The following is a 17,507-nucleotide window of genomic DNA, read 5'->3' as shown; positions in this document are numbered from 1 at the left end:
CATGTTTCACAAAGCTGAAGAAAGAGGGACTCCCATGCGTCAGACAAAGGAAACCTCCGGCCTGGTGCTGGTGGTCGAAGACAACCGCAATATCTCCGAAATGATTGGCGAATACCTGGAAGGCCGCGGATTCGAGGTCGACTACGCCCAGGACGGCCTGGACGGTTATCGACTGGCCGCCGAGAACAGCTACGACGTGGTGGTGCTGGACCTGATGCTGCCGCGTTTGGACGGCATCGAAGTCTGCCGCCGGTTGCGCAACGACGCCCGCAAGTCGACCCCGGTGCTGATGCTGACCGCGCGCGACACGCTGGACGACAAGCTCACCGGCCTGGGCTTTGGCGCCGACGATTACCTGACCAAGCCGTTCGCTATCCAGGAACTGGAGGCCCGCCTGCGCGCGCTGATCCGCCGCGAACGTCGCCAGGTGGGTTCGGAAGTGCTCAAGGTCGCCGACCTGGTGCTGGATCCGGTCAGCATGCGCGCCACGCGTGCCGGTACCGAGCTGCAGCTGTCGCCGATCGGCCTGCGCCTGCTCACCATCCTGATGCGCGAATCGCCGCGTGTGGTGACCCGCCAGGAGATCGAACGCGAAATCTGGGGCAACGGCCTGCCGGACTCGGACACCCTGCGCAGCCATCTGTACAACCTGCGCAAGATCATCGACAAGCCGTTCGACCGTCCGCTGCTGCACACCGTGCAGAGCGCCGGTTACCGTATTGCCGATATCGCCCAGCCGATGAGCTGATGCGACACGATGCCCCGGCGGTTGCCGGGGCATCGCCGTTTTCGCCCTGGACGTCGTAATGCCGCACGGTCTGCCGCGCAAGATCCGAATTGCTTTCATCCTGCAGGCCGTACTGGCCAGCCTGGGCATCCTGCTCGGTGCGTGGCTGGTTTCGCTGGTCATCAAGCACAGCCTGGTCAGCAGCGCGCTGCAGGAAGAAGCCACCTATTTCTGGGACCTGCACGCGGCCTCGCCGGTGCAGCCGCCACCGAACACGCGCAACATCCGCGGTTACCTGCTCGAAACCGGTCAGTCGGCGTTGAGCCTGCCGGCCAACCTGCGCGAGCTGGCGCCCGGCTTCCACGAGCTGAAGGCCGACGACCAGCTGGTGCTGGTCGATGCACGCCCGGAAGGCCGCCTCTACCTCGTGTTCCTGCGCTCCCGCGCGGAAATGCTGGCGTTCTGGTTCGGCATCGTCCCGGTGCTGCTGACCCTGCTGGCCGTGTATGCCGCATCCTGGGTCACCTACCGCGCCTCCAAACGGCTGGTCTCGCCGGTCAACTGGCTGGCGCGCCGGGTCTCGCGCTGGAACCCCGGCCACCCCGAAGCATCCGACCTCGCCCCGGACAAACTGCCGGCCGACATGCAGGGCGAAACCCGGCAGCTGGCCGCCGCACTGCATTCGCTGGCGACACGGGTCACCGCACACGTCGCGCGCGAACGCAACTTCACCCGCGACGCCAGCCATGAACTGCGCACGCCGCTGACGGTCATCCGCGTGGCCAGCGACATGGCGCTCGGCGACCAGGACATGACCCCGCGCCTGCGTCGCGGACTCAACCGCATCCAGCGCGCCGGCCGCGACATGGAGGCGGTGATCGACGCCTTCCTGATCCTTGCTCGCGAAGCCGATGTCGAACCGCAGATCGAACTGTTCGACGTCAACGACATCGTCCAGTACGAAGTGGACAACGCCCGCGAACTGCTGGCCGGCCGCCCGGTCGAAATCCACGTGCACAGCAACGGTCCGGTGCAGCTGCACGCACCGCCCCGGGTCCTGCAGGTGGTGATCAGCAACCTGCTGCGCAACGCCTGCAGCTACACCGACGAAGGCCGCATCGACGTCGACGTGCTCGATGACCGCGTCGTGGTCCGCGACACCGGCATCGGCATGTCGCCCGAAGCGCTCTCGCGCGCCTTCGAGCCCTTCTACCGGGCCGAACCCAGCCGCCCGCAGGGCACCGGGCTTGGCCTGTCGATCGTCCGCAGGTTGTGCGACCGGTTCGGCTGGAAGATCGGATTGAGCAGCGAGCCAGGCCTGGGCACGCAGGCGACCATCACCTATCGGTGAATCGCGCGCGATTCGGATCGCGGACTTGATCCGGGGTAAGGTCGGTTCCCAAACGACTGCCGACCCTGCCGATCAGCACTGTGACGCATGGACCCCGAACGAAACCGGCTCTACCGCGCGATCACCGGCCTTGCAACTACAGGCACTGCACCTTTGGCGCCAACGCCTTGCGCCAGATCGCATAGCCCTCCCGCTGCATGTGCAACATGTCCTCGCGGAACAGCGACGCGCGCCGTTGGCTGTCTTCGCCCAGCATCAGCGTGTACACGTCGGTGAAGCCGGTATTGGGCATCGTCGCCAAAGCCTTTTCAATCAACCCGTTGGCTTCAACCACCGCCGGCAGCAGCTGCGCGCGCGACGGGCTCGACTTGATCGGAATTACTTCGACCGTCGTCATCGGCAGGTCGCGGTGCACGCGCTGCACGAGCGCCAACACCTGATCGCGCACCTGCGCCGGGTCGCGGCTGCCGTCGAGGTGAGTGTCGCCGGGCGCTGAAGAACACGTATGCACTGCGCGCACGGGACAGCGAAACGGTCGGCGTACTAGGTGCTGTCGCGCATTTCCGAATTGCCGAAATCACGGTTGACCCATTTTTTGCCCCGAATGCTCATCCGCTCGACGCTTGGGGTACGAACCTGCGCTCTGATTGGAGCCCTGGCGGGTAATTAAAACGTAGGATCCTCAAACACCGAAGTTGATGCCATTCACGCATGGAAGTTCGAGTGCAGGATTTGCCAATATTGTTGCTCAATGCAAATGGTGGCGTTGATTGTTTATTTTATTACTTCGTATTTTGTGGTATGACGCTCAATTAGTCGTGCATCTCTATCGTTAGGATTTGAATCGCGGATCCGTTGGTCCGCGTGTAATTTCTTTTCTGACGAATTGTTCTTATGGAGGTTGCTCGGTGAACCTGTTGAAATTTGCGGTGACTCCTGTAGTCGTGCTCGCTTTCGCTGCTGGTGCTGCCGCCGCTAGTCAGGGAGGGGGGGCTGTATCTGATGAGGTTGTCCTGGCTCAGTTAGAGAGAGGCGCGTATCCAGTAAAGCCGACGGCAATAATGGAGCGACGAAAGGTTAATGGGCATGGGGGTGATATGTTTAGCGAGAACTCGACGTATGTCGGGGGCGGTGACTGGCCCGAGGGCGGGTTTATGAACAACATTGGACTCATCGCCCGCCATCCTTTCGAGGGTGGGAATGCACTATATCAATGCATTTCGAAGGCTGCGAAGCGTTGGAACTACTTCACCTCAAACGATAAAAGCTGCGAGGGACATTCAAAGCCAAAGAAGCGTGCACTCATTGGCTACCTCTACGCATATCATCACCCGGGGACCTCTCCGCTATATCGTTGCCGACAGGATCTGCCTACGGTGGATCACTTCGATAGTACATTGGAGAATTGCGAGGGCTACGGAAGTACGATTAATGAGGGGATTCTCGGATATCTCTGGGCTTACTGATCACTACGCTCTTTCGTAATGGTGGCGTAGCTGCGTCGAGATTCTTAACTAATTGTGCCCGATGGAAAGCGTGCCGTTACTGGGTAACGGCACGCTTTTGTAATGGGCGTTCATCTTCCCGAATTCTCGAGTGTCCCATCTTGTCCGACTCAGGTGCACTGCACCTTCGGGGCCAACGCCTTGCGCCAGATCGCATAGCCCTCCGGCTGCATGTGCAGCATGTCCTCGCGGAACAGCGACGCGCGCGGCTGGCCGTCTTCGCCCAGCATCGGCGTATAGACGTCGGTGAAACCTGTGTTGGGCAGCTTCGCCAGCGCCGTCTGGATCAATCCGTTGGCTTCCACTACCGCCGGCAGCAGCTGCGCGCGCGACGGACTCGGCTTGATCGAAATGACCTCCACCGTGGTCTTGGGCAGGTCGCGGTGCACGCGCTGTACGAACGCCACCACATCGTCGCGCACCTGTGCCGGGCTGCGGCCGCTGTTGAGGTCGTTGTCGCCGGCGTAGAAGAACACCTTGCACGGCGCGTACGGCATCACGATCTGGTCGGCGTACCAGGTGCTGTCGCGCACCTCCGAACCGCCGAAACCGCGGTTGAACACCTTCTGGCCCGGGAAGTCGGCCGCCAGCGTGTCCCACATCCGGACCGACGAGCTGCCGATGAACTCGATGCCCCCGCGTGGCGGCGGGTTGGCCGCGTCGGCCTTGGCGAAGGCCGCCATGTCCCCGGCCCAGGCCACATTGGACACCTGCTCCGGTACCTGCGGCGGCGGCGGGACCGGGGCGGTCTTCAGGGCCAGGGCGGGCAGGCTGGCGGTCAGCGCCAGGGCGAGCAGCAACGGGCGGGCGATGCGGTGGGTCATGCGGGACTCCTGAACGGGTACCGGGCCATCTTAGGCGGCCAGGGGGGTGGAGGGGTTGTCCCCGCGTGTCGGGGGCCGGCCAGGCAGCATCGTGGGCGGGGTCCGGCCGCCCTGTGGCAAAATGGCGGATTGTCCACCGCTTCCCGCGCTGCCCATGACCCTTCGCCGTGCCCTGGTTCTGCCGTCGTGCCTCCTTGCCAACCACGGAGCGTGCTTGCGTGGCTGACGAATTCGGGCACCTGCCGCGCGGCCCCAAGCGCATCTTCAAGGCGGCGGTCTGGTCTTGGCAGGGCCTGCGCGCCGCCTGGCTGCACGAGTCCTCGTTCCGCCTCGAGGTCTACCTGCTGGTCGTGCTCGCACCGGTGGCGCTGTGGCTCGGCCAGACCCCGGTCGAGCGCGCGCTGATGATCGGATCGATGCTGCTGGTACTGGCCATGGAACTGGCCAACTCGGCCATTGAAGCGGTGATCGAACGCTACGGCGCCGAATTCCACGAACTGGCCGGCCGCGCCAAGGACATGGGCTCGGCGGCGGTGTTCGTGCTGATGATGAATGTCCTGCTGTGCTGGGCCCTGGTGCTGGCCCCGCGCGTGTTCTGACGCGCCCCTGCGTATTGCTTTCCCCCTTTGTAAGGATCCCGGTCCATGTTTCTTGAATTGCTGTCCGACCCGAACGTCTGGTTGACCCTGGTGACCCTGAGCGCACTGGAAATCGTGCTCGGCATCGACAACCTGGTGTTCATCTCCATTGCCGTGAGCAAACTGCCCGAGGAGCGCCGCCCGTTCGCGCGCAAGCTCGGCATCGCCGTGGCCTGCATCACCCGGATCCTGCTGCTGGTGTCGCTGGCCTATCTGGCGCACATGCAGTCCAACCTGTTCACCGTGGCCGGCATGGGCATCTCCATCCGCGACCTGGTGCTGATCGTCGGTGGCCTGTTCCTGATCATCAAGGGCTGCATGGAGATCAAGGAACTGATCAGCGGTGGCGAGGACGAAGACCCCAGCACCACCAAGGCGTCGGCCGTGTTCGGCTACGTGATCGCCCAGATCGCGGTGATCGACATCGTGTTCTCGCTGGACTCGGTGATCACCGCCGTCGGCATCGCCGACCACATCCCGGTGATGGTGGCCGCCATCCTGCTGTCGGTGCTGGTGATGCTGCTGGCCGCCAACCCGCTGGGCCGCTTCATCGACGCCAACCCGACCGTGAAGATGCTGGCCCTGGCCTTCATCCTGATGATCGGTGCGGTGCTGATCCTGGACGGCCTGGACGTGCACGTGCCCAAGCCCTACATCTACGCCGCGATGGGCTTCTCGGTGCTGGTGGAGTGGCTGAACCTGTTGATGCGCCGCCGCGCGCTGGCCCACCACGTGCCGGGCGCCGGCAACTGGTAAGGCTTCTTCGGGTACCGACCCCGGTCGGTACCCGACCATGACGGGGAATTAACCCCTATTCATGCCATTCTCCGGCCGCGTCCATCCCCGATCCGGAGCCGGCCATGCGTACCTCTATCCGCCTGATCCTGCTGGCCCTGCTGGCCAGCCTGTTGTCTGGTTGTGGCTACAACGCGATCCAGCAGAAAGATGAACAGGTCAAGGCCGGCTGGTCAGAAGTCGTGAACCAGTACAAGCGCCGCGCCGACCTGATCCCCAACCTGGTGCAGACCGTGGAAGGCTATGCCAACCAGGAACGCCAGGTGCTGACCGACGTGACCAACGCCCGCGCGCGGGTCGGCCAGGTCAACGTCAATGCCGACGACGCCGACTCGCTCAAGCAGTTCCAGCAGGCACAGGGCGAACTCAGCGGTGCGCTGTCGCGGCTGCTGGTGGTCACCGAGAACTACCCGAACCTGAAGTCCGACCAGGGCTTCCGCGACCTGCAGGCGCAGCTCGAAGGCACCGAGAACCGCATCACGGTCGCCCGCGGCCGCTACATCCAGCAGGTGCAGGACTACAACACCTACATCCGCTCCTTCCCGCAGCTGATCACCGCCAAGATCTTCGGCTACGCGGCCAAGCCCAACTTCACGGTCGAGAACGAAGCGCAGATCGCGCAGCCGCCGGCGGTGAAGTTCGGTTCGCAGCCGGCCGCCCCCGCACCCGCGCCGCAGCCGCAACCGCAGCAGGCGCCGGCGCAGTAAGCCATGAGCCTCCGCCCGCTGCTGCGTGCGCTGCTGCTGTCCTGCCTGTGCCTGGCGCTGCCGGCCTGGGCGCAGGCCGACGCCGCGATTCCGCCGATGCGCTCGCCGGTGGTCGACACCACCGGCACCCTGGACGCGGCGCAGCAGCAGGCCCTGGAAGCACAGGCCCTGGCCCTGCAGCAGCGCAAGGGCAGCCAGCTGCAGATCCTGATGGTGCCCAGCACCCAGCCGGAAACCATCGAGCAGTACACGCAGCGCGTGTTCGAGCAGTGGCAGGTCGGGCGCAAGGGCGTGGATGACGGCGTGCTGCTGGTGGTGGCCAAGGACGACCGCAAGGTGCGGATCGAGCCGGGCTACGGGCTGGAAGGCGCGATCCCCGATGCCATCGCCAACCGCGTCATCCAGGAGTACCTGGCCCCGAAGTTCCGTACCGGCGACTACGCCGGCGGCCTGGCCGACGGCACCGCCGCGCTGGTCAAGCTGGTCGACGGGGAAGACCTGCCGGCGCCGGTCAGCGACAACCGCGCGCCGCGCGGCACCGGCGGCGACGGCTTTACCGTGGCCCTGGTGATCGGCTTCTTCGTCGGTACCTTTGCGCGCGCCCTGCTGGGCTGGTTGCCGCGTCCGCTGCGCGCCCTGCTCGGCGGCGGCGGTGCGGCGGTGGCCGCGTTCCTGTTCACCTCGCTGTGGCTGGCCAGCGGCCTGGCCGGGCTGATCGGCCTGTTCGTCGGCTTCTCCTCCGGCCGCGCCGGCCGCTTCGCCCGCAACACCGGCTGGGGCGGCGGTGGCTTTGGCGGCGGCAGCTGGGGCGGTGGGGGAGGCGGGTTCGGCGGTGGCGGCGGCTGGGGCGGGGGTGGTGGACGTTCCGGAGGCGGTGGCGCCTCGGGGGGCTGGTGATGCGCATCTGGCGCCATCTGTTTGCCCCCTCGCTGCACCGCACCTTCAGCGAAGACAGGCTGCAGGCCATCACCGACGCGATTGCCGCCGGCGAGCGCCGCCACGGCGGCCAGGTCATGTTCGCGGTGGAAGCCGACCTCCCGTGGCTCGCGTTGTGGCAGGGCGTCACCCCTCGCCAGCGCGCCGAGCACGCCTTCGCCCAACTGCGCACCTGGGACACCGAACAGAACAACGGCGTGCTGGTCTACCTGCTGCTGGCCGACCACGCCATCGAGCTGATCGCCGACCGCGGCCTGCGCGGCAGGGTCGGGGAAACGCAGTGGCAGGCGATCTGCGAGCACATGCAGGGCCTTTTGCGCGCCGACGACCTGCAGCAGGCGGTGCTGCTGGCCATTGCCGAGGTCTCCGACGTGCTGGCTGGGCACTATCCCCCCGGCAGCGGGTCCAAGGATGACGCCCTGCCCAATACACCCCAACTGCTTGGTTGAGGTAACGCGGCACTGGGCCGAGAATAGCCGCTTACCTGCAAGGCGCCGCCCATGATCTATTTCCACGATATCGACCCCATTGCCCTCTCGCTCGGGCCGGTCAAAGTCCACTGGTACGGCATCATGTACCTGCTTGGCTTCACCGCCGCCTGGTTGCTCGGGCGCAGGCGGATCGCGGCGGGGCGCCTGCCGGGCGTGGACGGCAATGGATTCTCCGACCTGCTGTTCTACGCCATGCTCGGCGTCGTGGTCGGTGGCCGTGTCGGCTACATGCTGTTCTATGCTACCTCCGAATTCCTGCACAACCCGCTGCTGCTGTTCAAGGTCTGGGACGGCGGCATGAGCTTCCACGGCGGCCTGCTCGGCGTGCTGTTCGCCTGCTGGTACTGGTCGCGCAAGCACCGCCTGCACCTGTTCGACACCCTCGACTTCATGTCGCCGCTGGTCCCGCTCGGGCTGGGCTTCGGCCGCCTGGGCAACTTCATCGGCGCCGAGCTGTGGGGCAAGTACACCGACGGCACCTGGGGCGTGGTCTTCCCCAGCGGCCTGCCGGCCGCCTTCAACGGCGTGGACATGGATACCCTGCGCACCCAGTTCGCCAGCGGCGCGCTCAATCAATACGCCCGCCACCCCTCGCAGCTGTACGAAGCCCTGCTCGAAGGGCTGGTGATGTTCGCCGTGCTGTGGGCCGTATCGGCCAAGCCGCGCCAGCGCTATCTCATCTCCGGCCTGTTCGCGCTGATGTACGGCGTGTTCCGCTTCGCCGTGGAGTTCGTGCGCATGCCCGACAACGGCGTCTACCTGGCCTTCGACTGGTTCACCCGCGGCCAGCTGCTCAGCCTGCCGCTGGTGGCCTTCGGCCTGGTCCTGCTGGTCCTCTCGCGCCGCGCTCCGACCCTGCAGCCGGTGCTTCCGGTCGCGCCGACCGCCGGGAGCAAGGCATGAAAGCCTACCTGGGCCTGCTGCAGCACGTGCTCGAACACGGCACCGAGAAGTCCGACCGCACCGGCACCGGCACCCGCAGCGTGTTCGGCTGGCAGATGCGCTTCAACCTCAACGACGGCTTTCCGCTGGTCACCACCAAGAAGCTGCACCTGCGCTCGATCATCCACGAGCTCCTGTGGTTCCTGAAGGGCGACACCAACATCGGCTACCTGAAGGACAACCAGGTCCGGATCTGGGACGAATGGGCCGACGAAAACGGCGACCTCGGCCCGGTCTACGGCAAGCAGTGGCGCAGCTGGGCCACTGCCGACGGTGGCAGCATCGACCAGATGCAGTGGCTGGTCGACGAGATCAAGCGCAATCCCGACTCGCGCCGCCTGGTGGTCAGCGCCTGGAACGTCGGCGAGCTCTCGCAGATGGCCTTGATGCCGTGCCACAACCTCTTCCAGTTCTACGTAGTGGACGGCAAGCTGAGCTGCCAGCTCTACCAGCGCAGCGGCGACATCTTCCTCGGCGTGCCGTTCAACATCGCCAGCTACGCCCTGCTGACCCACATGGTTGCCCAGGCCACCGGCCTGGGCGTCGGCGACTTCGTCCACACCCTCGGCGACGCGCACCTGTACTCCAACCACTACGACCAGGCCCGCGAACAGCTCGCACGCGAACCACGCGCGCTGCCAAAACTGTGGTTGAACCCCGACGTCACCGACCTGTTCGGCTTCCAGTTCGACGACATCCGCATCGACGGCTATGACCCGCACCCCGCGATCAAGGCGCCGGTCGCGGTATGAAGCTTTCGCTGATCGTTGCCCTCGACCGCGACCACGGCATCGGCCAGGACAACCAGCTGCCGTGGCAGCTGCCAGACGACCTGAAGCGCTTCAAGGCACTGACCCTGGGCAAGCCGATCCTGATGGGCCGCAAGACCGCGCAGTCGCTGGGTCGCGCGTTGCCGGGGCGACCGAACCTGGTGCTGACCCGCTCAGGCGAAGTGCCGTTCGAAGGCATGCAGGCAGTAGCGTCCATTGAAGAAGCGAAACAGTTTGCCGCAGCCACGGGCGCGGACGAGCTGTGCGTGATCGGCGGCGGAGAAATCTTCCGCCTGGTCATGGCGCAGGCGACGGACATGCACCTGACCTGGGTAGACGCGCAGGTAAACGCAGATACCCATTTCCCCGAATTCGACGCGGAGCAGTGGGCGGAAGTGTCGCGCGAGCATCACCCAGCGGATGCAAGGCACGCATATGCCTTCGATTTCGTGGATTACGCGCGCAATCGGTAACCCGCCGCTTTTCCCATGGCCACCGACCCACTTTGAGGGGTCGGCGGGGGTGGGTTTGAGGGGGCATGAGCCGCATGGGTCGGGCGCATGCGCCCGACGGGTTGGGCAGGAGCCCAACCCCGGTCTTGCCGTGTGCGCAGGACAGCGCACACGTGCAAGCGGCGACTGAGCTTACATGGACGTACTTGCAGCGTCCCCCACAAACCCGCACCCGACGGCCCCAGACAGGGAACCCCGGCAGCGCACGGCTGTTCGCCTGAATCCAACAGCAGCCGGGCAGGGCCCGGCTCTACGGAGGTGTTGCGATACAGCGCGTTACGCAGTGGTAGGCGAGCTATCGCCGCCGCCGTTGCCAGCAGGCTCACGCGCTCGGCGTGGCTGCTGTTGGCGCGGCCCTCGGTCGCGCTGCCCTTCGCGCGGACCGCGCGGCGGGTGGCCGCCCGGTTGGCCGCCGTCGTTGGCAGGCCGGCGCGCCGGCGGGCGCGGCGGCGTGACCGGCTTCGGCACATCGCGGCCCGGTACCTGCACCACCCGAAATTCTTCCGTATCCAGCTGCAGCGCCGTCAGCTTGCCGCCCCACACCGCACCCGTATCGATCGCATGCACGCCCTGCGTGATCGTCAGGCCCAGCGCCGACCAGTGCCCGCACACGATCTTCAGATCGCGCTCGACCCGGCCCGGCACCTCGAACCACGGGTACAACCCCTGCTCCTGCGTGCCCGGCGTGCCCTTGTCCTCGATCCCGATCCGCCCGCGCGGCGTGCAGTAACGCATCCGCGTCAGCAGATTGATGATCGCCCGCGACCGGTCATAGCCCGACAGCCCCGGCGACCACACCGGCTTGTCCCCGTACATGTTGCGGAACAACTTCCGGTAGCCACCTCCATGCAGCTGCTGCTCCACCTCCCGCGCATGCTTCTCCGCCAGCTGCGTCGTCCACTTCGGCGCCAGCCCCGCATGCACCATCATCCAGCCCAGCTCACGGTCCACATGCACCAGCTTCTGCATGCGCAGCCAGTCCAGCAGCACATCGCGGTCCTCCGCCTGCACGATCCGCAGCAGATCCGGATTGACCTTGCGCTGCTCCTCTTCCGTCCGCGCACCCACCGCCAGCAACGACAGATCGTGGTTGCCCAGCACCACCACGCTGTGCTCGCGCAGCGAATGCACCAGCCGCAGCGTCTCCAGCGACTGCCCGCCCCGATTCACCAGGTCACCACAGAACCACAGTTTGTCCACCGCCGGATCGAAGCGGATCTTCTCCAGCAGACGCTGGGTTACCTCATAACAGCCCTGCAGGTCGCCGATGGCCCAGACACTCATGCGTGCGCCTCCATCAGTGCAGCGTGCGCGGAATGGTCAACACGAACGGCGCGATCGGCGCAGCGAACTCGGTGCCATCGTCGGCCACCATGTCGTAATGCCCCTGCATCGTGCCATGTTCGGTTTCCAGCATGACACCCGACGTGTAACGGAAGTCTTCACCCGGGCGAAGCCGCGGCTGCTCCCCGATCACCCCGTCGCCGTCCACATGCTCCACCCGCCCGTTGCCGTCGGTGATCCGCCAGTGGCGCGCCACCAACCGCGCCGCAACGCGGCCGCGATTGTGGATGCGGATCGTATAGGCGAACGCAAAGCGCCCGTCTTCCGGCGTCGACTGCTCATCGAGGAAACGCGGCGCAACCTCGACCGAAATCGCATAGGGGTCAGCGTCGGTCATGCCTGCTCCGCGCGCGGCACGTTTGCCAATGCAATGAACTGCGCCACTTCCAGCTGCTCCGCACGTGCATCGCTGCGCACGCCTGCCGCCTCGAACTGCTCCGGCGTCACCACCCCGTTCAGCGCATTGCGCAGCGTCTTGCGGCGCTGCCCGAACGCCGAGCGCACCACCTCCGCAAAGCGCTTGCGGTCCAGGATGCCCACCGTGGCCGGATCGCGCGGCACCAGCCTCACTACCGCCGAATCCACCTTCGGCGGCGGACGGAACGCGCCCGGCGGCACCACGAACAGCGAGGTCACCTTGCACCACGCCTGCAGCATCACGCTCAGGCGACCGTACACCTTGCTGCCCGGGTCGGCCGCCATGCGGTCCACCACTTCCTTCTGCAGCATGAAGTGCATGTCGCGGATCACCGCCGCATGGTCCATCGCATGGAACAGGATCGGCGACGAAATGTTGTAGGGCAGGTTGCCGACCAGCCGGATCTGCCCGTCGCCGGCCAGCTCAGTGAAATTCACCTGCAGCACGTCGCGGTGCACGATGGTCAGCTCGCCCAGCGGCTCGGCCGCCGCGGTCAGCGGCGCGATCAGGTCGCGGTCGAACTCGATCACGGTCAAGCGCGGATGGCGACGCAGCAGCGGCAGGGTGATCGCACCCTGGCCCGGGCCGATCTCGACCAGGCGGTCGTCGTCCTTCGGGTTGACCGCCAGCACGATCTTGTCGATGTAGCTGCGGTCGGCCAGGAAGTGCTGGCCGAGCTGCTTTTTGGCCGGGGCGGTGAAGCCGGGCGCAGAGGAGGAGTGCGAAGAAGTCATGTCGCCATTTTACGTTGCCCGGCCAGCCGCGCGCACAGCGCAGTGGCGGCCAGCAGGCTCGAAGGGTCGGCAATGCCGCGGCCAGCCAGATCCAGCGCCGTGCCGTGGTCCACCGCCACGCGGGGGTAGGGCAGGCCCAGGGTGATGTTTACCGCCTGCTCGAAGCCGCTGTACTTGAGCACTGGCAGGCCCTGGTCGTGGTACATCGCCAGCACCGTGTCGAACCCGGCCAGCTTCTGTGGCAGGAACGCGGTGTCGGCCGGCAGCGGCCCGACCAGGTCCATGCCCCCCGCGCGCAGCCGTTCCAGCAGCGGGATGACCACCTCCAGCTCCTCACGGCCCAGGTGACCGTCTTCCCCCGCATGCGGGTTCAGCCCCAGCACCGCGATCCGCGGCGCGGCGATGCCGAACTCGCGCCGCAACGCAGCGTGTACGGTGTGCAGTGTCGCCGCCAGGCCTTCGGCGGTGATCGCATCGGCCACCGCACGCAGCGGCAGGTGCGTGGTGGCCAGCGCCACGCGGACGATGTCGTTGGCCAGCATCATCACCACCTCCACCCCGGCCTGGTCGGCCAGCAGCTCGGTGGTCCCGCTGTAGGCGATGCCGCCCTGGTTGATCACCGCCTTGTGCACCGGGCCGGTCACCACCCCGTCCAGGCGCCCGTCCAGGCAGGCCTGGCCGGCCTGGAGCAGGGCCCCGATCACCGCGCCGGCATTGGCGGGGTCGGTGTGGCCAAAATTCGACGGCGCCGCATTGGGCACCGGGCACAACGGCAGATCGCCCGGCTGGCGGGCGATCGCATCTTCAGGCAGCAGGTTCAGTGGCAGCGAGAGCGCTGCCGCGGCCGACCGCAGCGTGTCCGGGTCGGCGAACGCCAGCAGCCGGCAATCGGTGCGCGGCTGCTGGATCAGGCGCAGGCAGAGTTCCGGGCCGATCCCGGCGGGCTCGCCCGGTACCAGAGCGAGCTGCGGGATCATCGGCGCGGGCCTCAGGGGTTGGTCGGCGCCGGGGCCGGAGCCGCCTGGCCGGGGGTGCCGATGCGCAGGTCCACGTAGGCTTCGCCACGCAGTTCCTGCAGGTAACGGTTGTACTCCTCTTCCAGCTTGCGACGACCGATGGTCTCGCGGATCTGGGCGCGCTTGTTGTCGGTGCCTGCGTCGGTCTGGCGGGTGCCTTCGCGCAGCACGATATGCCAGCCGGCATCGGTACGGAACGGCTGGCTCACGCCGCCGTCGGTCAGCGCGCTGACCTGCTTGCCGAAGTCTGGACCGAATGCGTCCGCCGGGAACCAGCCGAGATCGCCGCCCTGGCCCTTGCTGTTGCTGTCTTCGGAGGACTCGCGGGCCACAGCCTGGAAGTCCGCGCCACCGGCGATGCGCGCGCGCAGGGTGTCGGCCTTGGCCTTGGCGGTGGCATTGTCCTGCTGGTCGTTGACCCGCACCAGAATATGCCGCGCGTGGTACTCGGTGATGGTCTGGCCGCCTGCGCTGGCGCTGGCGTCACGCACTTCAACCAGCTTGAGCAGCTGGAAGCCGCTCGGGCCACGCAGCGGACCGACCACGTCGCCGGCCTTCATGCTGGTCATCATCTGGGCGAACGCGCCGGGGATTTCATCCAGCGAACGCCAGCCCAGGTCGCCGCCTTCCAGCGCGTTCGGGCTGTCGGAATAGCGCACGGCGGCGGCATTGAAGTCCAGCTCGCCCTTGTCCAGCAGGCCCTTCACGCCGTCGGCCTTCTTCTGGCCGGTGGCGATCTGCTCGGCGGTGGCGCCTTCGGGCAGGGCGATCAGGATGTGCGCCAGGTGGTACTGGGTACCGGCGGTCGCTTCCTGCTTGAGCGCGGCATCCACTTCGCCCTCGCTGACACTGATGCGGCTCTGCGCGAAGCTCTGGCGCAGGCGCTGCACGGTGATCTCGTCGCGCACCGAGTTGCGGAAGTCATTGAAATCCAGGCCGTCGGCGGCCAGGCGCTGGCGCAGGGCGTCCAGGTTGGAACCGTTCTGCTGGGCGATCGAGTTCAGCGCCTGGTTCAGTTCCTGGTCGCTTACCTTGATGCCGCTGCCTTCGGCGCGGGCCACCTGCAGCTTGACCAGCACCAGGCGCTCCAGCACCTGCCGGTTCAGCACGTCATCCGGCGGCAGCTGGTTTTCCCGGCCAGCGTACTGGGCCTTGATGTTCTGCACGGCGCGGTCCAGCTCGCTCTGCAGCACCACGTCTTCGTCGACGATCGCGGCGATGCGGTCCAGCGACTGGGTCTGCTGGGCCAGCACCTGCAGCGGCGCGGATACGGTGGTGACGGCGAGGACGGAAGCGAGGAGGACGGGAAGGGTCTTGGTCATGGGATCAGGTTCGGATCGTAGTCGTCGCGCGTGGGCGCACCGGTAGTGCTGGGCGGCACGAGATAGAGGTCGTCCCGGTAATAGCCGAGAATAGCACGGCGCAAAGTGCGGTCCGTGTTCTGGCCGATGGAGCTCAGGCCCTTGAGCACGAACTCGATCTGGAACGAATTGTTCAGCTCACCCTCGCGGTTGCGCACGTAGCGGCGGGCCAGGGCGCGGACGGCCAGGCAGCAGCTGTCCCACTGCACGCCGCCGATGATCTCCAGCGGTGCCTTGTCTTCCAGCGAGTAGTAATAGCGGCCGACCAGGCTCCAGGAGGCATTGATCGGGTACAGGAAGGACAGGTCGACCTGCTCGAGCAGGGTGCGCTCTTCCTTGGTCGCGGTCGCCGGTGCGGCCGCATTGATGCGGTAGCGGTAGGTCAGGTTGACGATGCCGTCGTTGGACATCAGGTAGCGTGCGCGCACGCTGGCCAGGTCCTCGCGCTTGTACTTGGGGTCCCACTGGTAGGTGGCGCCCAGGTTCCAGCGGTCGTTGATGGCGTAGTTGGCGTCGGCGATCCACGCCGACTTGCCCTGCTCGATCTGCGAATCCTGGTTCGGCAGGACCACCCGGGAATCATCGAAGTACAGGATCTGGCCGATGCTGCCGGAGAAGCGCTCGCGCCCCGTCTGCTGGTCGATGAAGCGGGTGCTCAGCGCCATGGTCAGCTGGTTGGCGTCGTTCTGGCGGTCGGCGCCGGTGTAGCGCGAATCGCGGAACAGCTGGCCCCAGCTGAAGGTGAAGTCGCGCGTGTCGAAGATCGGCAGGTCGCTCTGGTCGCGGTACGGGGTGCGCAGGTAGAACAGGCGCGGCTCCAGCGTATGCAGGTAGCCCTTGCCACCGATGGTGGTTTCGCGGTCGAAGAACATGCCCGCGTCGAGGCTGGCTATCGGCACGCTGCGGTGGGGCGAGGTGTTGCCGCGCAGCTGGTCCGGCGTAAGCGTGCTCAGATCGACGTTTGCGTCGTTCAGCGCCTGCAGACGGGTCTGATCGGCCAGGCCGCGGTCCAGCTCGTACCCGGTATAGCGGTAGGCCAGGGTGGGGGTGACATACCAGGCAGCGCCGGCAAGGGGCAGGCTCACATACGGCTTCACGTCCAGACGCGAGCCGTTGTAATAAGGCGTGATCACGCCATTCGGAGCGAAGTCCAGGGCCTCGCCCTCCTTCCCCTCGACATCGTCATGGGTGAAATGCACGGCCTCGGCATACACGCCCACGTCCAGCCACGGCAGCACCGGCTTCTCCCACGTGCCGAACAGGCGCGGCTGGCGCGCGTACGGCAGCGAGGAGTCGGTCAGGGTGTAGTCGGTGTTCTGCCAGTAGTCGGCCATCAGGCCGCCACTCCAGTTCTCCCCGGTGCCGTAGATGCCGACCTGGCTCTGGATGGAGGAGGTGGTCACCCCCAGCAGCTTGCTGGAGAAGTCTTCGGTGTAGCGCTCGTCGCTGACCCAGGCAATGTTGGCACGCGCCTGCCAGGTCGCATTGACGTTGTGGTAGCCCTCGTACTTGACCTCGCCGCGGTCCCGGTCGCGCAGCTTGTCGTTGGGCAGGTAAGCCGTATCCAGCTGGCCACGGCCGCCGTCGTACAGGTAGCGGAACTCGTTGTCGAGCATGAATCCGCGCTTGCTCATGTAGCGCGGGGTCAGGGTGTCGTCGTAGTTCGGCGCCAGGTTGAAGTAGATCGGCTGCGCGTAGTCGAACCCGTTGCGGCCGGACATGCCCAGCTCCGGGTACAGCAGGCCGGTCTGGCGCCGGTCGTCGATCGGGAACTTGAAGTAGGGTGCCCACAGGATCGGCACGTTGCCGATCCGCAGCACGGCGTTGCGCGCGGTGCCGAAGCCTTCGTCGTTGTCCACGTCGATCTGCGGCGCCGACAGCTTCCAGATCGGCTGCGAGGGATCGCAGGTGGTGTAGGTGGAGCGGTGCATCTGGCCGACAGAGCCCTGCAGGTCGATCGAGTCGGCGCCGCCATGGCCGCGCCGCGACACCAGCTGGTACTGGATGTCGCTGATCTTGTGCGTGTCCGCTTCCTGGTTGCCTTCGGCCCGCTTGGCGGTCATCCGGATCGACGAGTCCTGGTAGCGGACATTGCCCTCGGCGATGTAATTGCCGCTCTCGGTGTCGAAGCTCAGGTGGTCGGTACCCAGGAACTGGTCGCCGCGCTTGAGCGCCACGTTGCCCTGGTACTGCGGCACCGTGCTGGTACCGAACAGGCTGTCGCCTTCGATATCGGTGGGCTGTTGATCGCGGGTTTCAGCCGCTGCCTTGTCCGCCGGGGGGGCGTCTTCGAAGACCGGCAGGACATCGGCGACCGGGCACAGGCCCCAGTTCACCGGTTTCTCGTCGGCCATGGCCGGCAGGCAGATGGCGATGCTCAGGGGGAGGGGCAGCAGGCGGAGGGCTCGGCGCACGCGGGCTTCGGATTCAGGCGAA

General features: G+C 66.3%; 18 protein-coding genes and 1 pseudogene. 11 read left to right on the top strand and 8 right to left on the bottom strand.

The window, feature by feature from the left end:
- Positions 1 to 34 precede the first annotated feature (34 nt).
- Positions 35 to 748: a response regulator transcription factor gene (locus RYM47_RS13975; protein WP_019182442.1), complete on the top strand. Its 714-nt coding sequence runs from the start codon at positions 35 to 37 to the stop codon at positions 746 to 748.
- A 58-nt stretch (positions 749 to 806) separates the two neighbouring features.
- Positions 807 to 2,078, top strand: coding sequence for a HAMP domain-containing sensor histidine kinase (locus RYM47_RS13970; RefSeq protein ID WP_315388667.1), 1,272 nt, complete (start codon positions 807 to 809; stop codon positions 2,076 to 2,078).
- Between the two features lie 136 nt (positions 2,079 to 2,214).
- Here the strand turns inward: RYM47_RS13970 and RYM47_RS13965 are convergent.
- Positions 2,215 to 2,663 (bottom strand): annotated as a pseudogene (locus RYM47_RS13965) (hypothetical protein); the annotation flags it as partial.
- A 323-nt stretch (positions 2,664 to 2,986) separates the two neighbouring features.
- On the opposite strand from RYM47_RS13965, the gene RYM47_RS13960 reads away from it, so the two are divergent.
- Entirely contained in the window at positions 2,987 to 3,544 is a 558-nt protein-coding gene (locus tag RYM47_RS13960; protein WP_315388666.1) for a hypothetical protein, read from the top strand.
- Between the two features lie 149 nt (positions 3,545 to 3,693).
- Here RYM47_RS13960 and RYM47_RS13955 read toward each other — a convergent pair whose 3' ends face one another.
- Complete coding sequence (locus tag RYM47_RS13955; protein ID WP_315388665.1) at positions 3,694 to 4,407, bottom strand: SGNH/GDSL hydrolase family protein; 714 nt, start codon at positions 4,405 to 4,407, stop codon at positions 3,694 to 3,696.
- Positions 4,408 to 4,625: 218 nt separating this feature from the next.
- Here RYM47_RS13955 and RYM47_RS13950 point away from each other — a divergent pair, with 218 nt between their 5' ends.
- The 8 genes from RYM47_RS13950 to RYM47_RS13915 all read left to right on the top strand — a co-directional run bounded on the left by RYM47_RS13950 (position 4,626) and on the right by RYM47_RS13915 (position 10,159).
- Positions 4,626 to 5,006 carry a diacylglycerol kinase gene (locus tag RYM47_RS13950; RefSeq protein WP_315388664.1) on the top strand — a complete coding sequence of 127 codons (381 nt, stop codon included), beginning with the start codon at positions 4,626 to 4,628 and terminating at the stop codon, positions 5,004 to 5,006.
- 45 nt (positions 5,007 to 5,051) lie between these two features.
- A complete protein-coding gene (locus RYM47_RS13945; RefSeq protein WP_315388663.1) occupies positions 5,052 to 5,801 on the top strand; it encodes a TerC family protein in 750 nt (249 codons plus the stop codon).
- 104 nt (positions 5,802 to 5,905) lie between these two features.
- On the top strand, positions 5,906 to 6,547 hold the full coding sequence (locus RYM47_RS13940; RefSeq protein WP_315388662.1) for a LemA family protein: 642 nt from the start codon (positions 5,906 to 5,908) through the stop codon (positions 6,545 to 6,547).
- 3 nt (positions 6,548 to 6,550) lie between these two features.
- Positions 6,551 to 7,444, top strand: a complete 894-nt coding sequence (locus tag RYM47_RS13935) for a TPM domain-containing protein (RefSeq protein WP_315388661.1) — start codon at positions 6,551 to 6,553, stop codon at positions 7,442 to 7,444.
- Positions 7,444 to 7,932, top strand: coding sequence for a TPM domain-containing protein (locus tag RYM47_RS13930; RefSeq protein ID WP_315388660.1), 489 nt, complete (start codon positions 7,444 to 7,446; stop codon positions 7,930 to 7,932). The genes RYM47_RS13935 and RYM47_RS13930 overlap by 1 nt, the downstream gene beginning before the upstream one ends.
- 51 nt (positions 7,933 to 7,983) lie before the next feature.
- Positions 7,984 to 8,877, top strand: a complete 894-nt coding sequence (gene lgt, locus RYM47_RS13925) for a prolipoprotein diacylglyceryl transferase (protein ID WP_315388659.1) — start codon at positions 7,984 to 7,986, stop codon at positions 8,875 to 8,877.
- A complete protein-coding gene (locus RYM47_RS13920) occupies positions 8,874 to 9,668 on the top strand; it encodes a thymidylate synthase (protein WP_315388658.1) in 795 nt (264 codons plus the stop codon). Before lgt ends, RYM47_RS13920 begins: the two co-directional genes overlap by 4 nt.
- Positions 9,665 to 10,159, top strand: coding sequence for a dihydrofolate reductase (locus tag RYM47_RS13915; RefSeq protein ID WP_315388657.1), 495 nt, complete (start codon positions 9,665 to 9,667; stop codon positions 10,157 to 10,159). Before RYM47_RS13920 ends, RYM47_RS13915 begins: the two co-directional genes overlap by 4 nt.
- 315 nt (positions 10,160 to 10,474) lie before the next feature.
- Here RYM47_RS13915 and RYM47_RS13910 read toward each other — a convergent pair whose 3' ends face one another.
- Genes RYM47_RS13910 through lptD form a run of 6 tightly spaced genes read right to left on the bottom strand, consistent with a single transcriptional unit; the run spans position 10,475 to position 17,485 of the window.
- A complete protein-coding gene (locus RYM47_RS13910) occupies positions 10,475 to 11,482 on the bottom strand; it encodes a symmetrical bis(5'-nucleosyl)-tetraphosphatase (RefSeq protein ID WP_315388656.1) in 1,008 nt (335 codons plus the stop codon).
- A 13-nt stretch (positions 11,483 to 11,495) separates the two neighbouring features.
- Entirely contained in the window at positions 11,496 to 11,879 is a 384-nt protein-coding gene (gene apaG / locus RYM47_RS13905) for a Co2+/Mg2+ efflux protein ApaG (protein ID WP_315388655.1), read from the bottom strand.
- The gene (gene rsmA / locus RYM47_RS13900; protein ID WP_315388654.1) at positions 11,876 to 12,694 is read right to left on the bottom strand and encodes a 16S rRNA (adenine(1518)-N(6)/adenine(1519)-N(6))-dimethyltransferase RsmA; all 819 of its coding nucleotides are present in this window, start codon (positions 12,692 to 12,694) and stop codon (positions 11,876 to 11,878) included. The genes apaG and rsmA overlap by 4 nt, the downstream gene beginning before the upstream one ends.
- The gene (pdxA, locus tag RYM47_RS13895; protein WP_315388653.1) at positions 12,691 to 13,671 is read right to left on the bottom strand and encodes a 4-hydroxythreonine-4-phosphate dehydrogenase PdxA; all 981 of its coding nucleotides are present in this window, start codon (positions 13,669 to 13,671) and stop codon (positions 12,691 to 12,693) included. The genes rsmA and pdxA overlap by 4 nt, the downstream gene beginning before the upstream one ends.
- Positions 13,672 to 13,682: 11 nt before the next feature.
- Positions 13,683 to 15,032, bottom strand: coding sequence for a peptidylprolyl isomerase (locus tag RYM47_RS13890; RefSeq protein ID WP_315388652.1), 1,350 nt, complete (start codon positions 15,030 to 15,032; stop codon positions 13,683 to 13,685).
- Positions 15,029 to 17,485, bottom strand: coding sequence for an LPS-assembly protein LptD (gene lptD, locus RYM47_RS13885; protein WP_315388651.1), 2,457 nt, complete (start codon positions 17,483 to 17,485; stop codon positions 15,029 to 15,031). Before lptD ends, RYM47_RS13890 begins: the two co-directional genes overlap by 4 nt.
- Positions 17,486 to 17,507: the final 22 nt, after the last annotated feature.

This window comes from uncultured Stenotrophomonas sp. (genome assembly GCF_963519125.1).
In the GTDB taxonomy this organism is placed as follows: domain Bacteria; phylum Pseudomonadota; class Gammaproteobacteria; order Xanthomonadales; family Xanthomonadaceae; genus Stenotrophomonas.
This window is presented reverse-complemented; position numbering and strand designations above follow the sequence as displayed.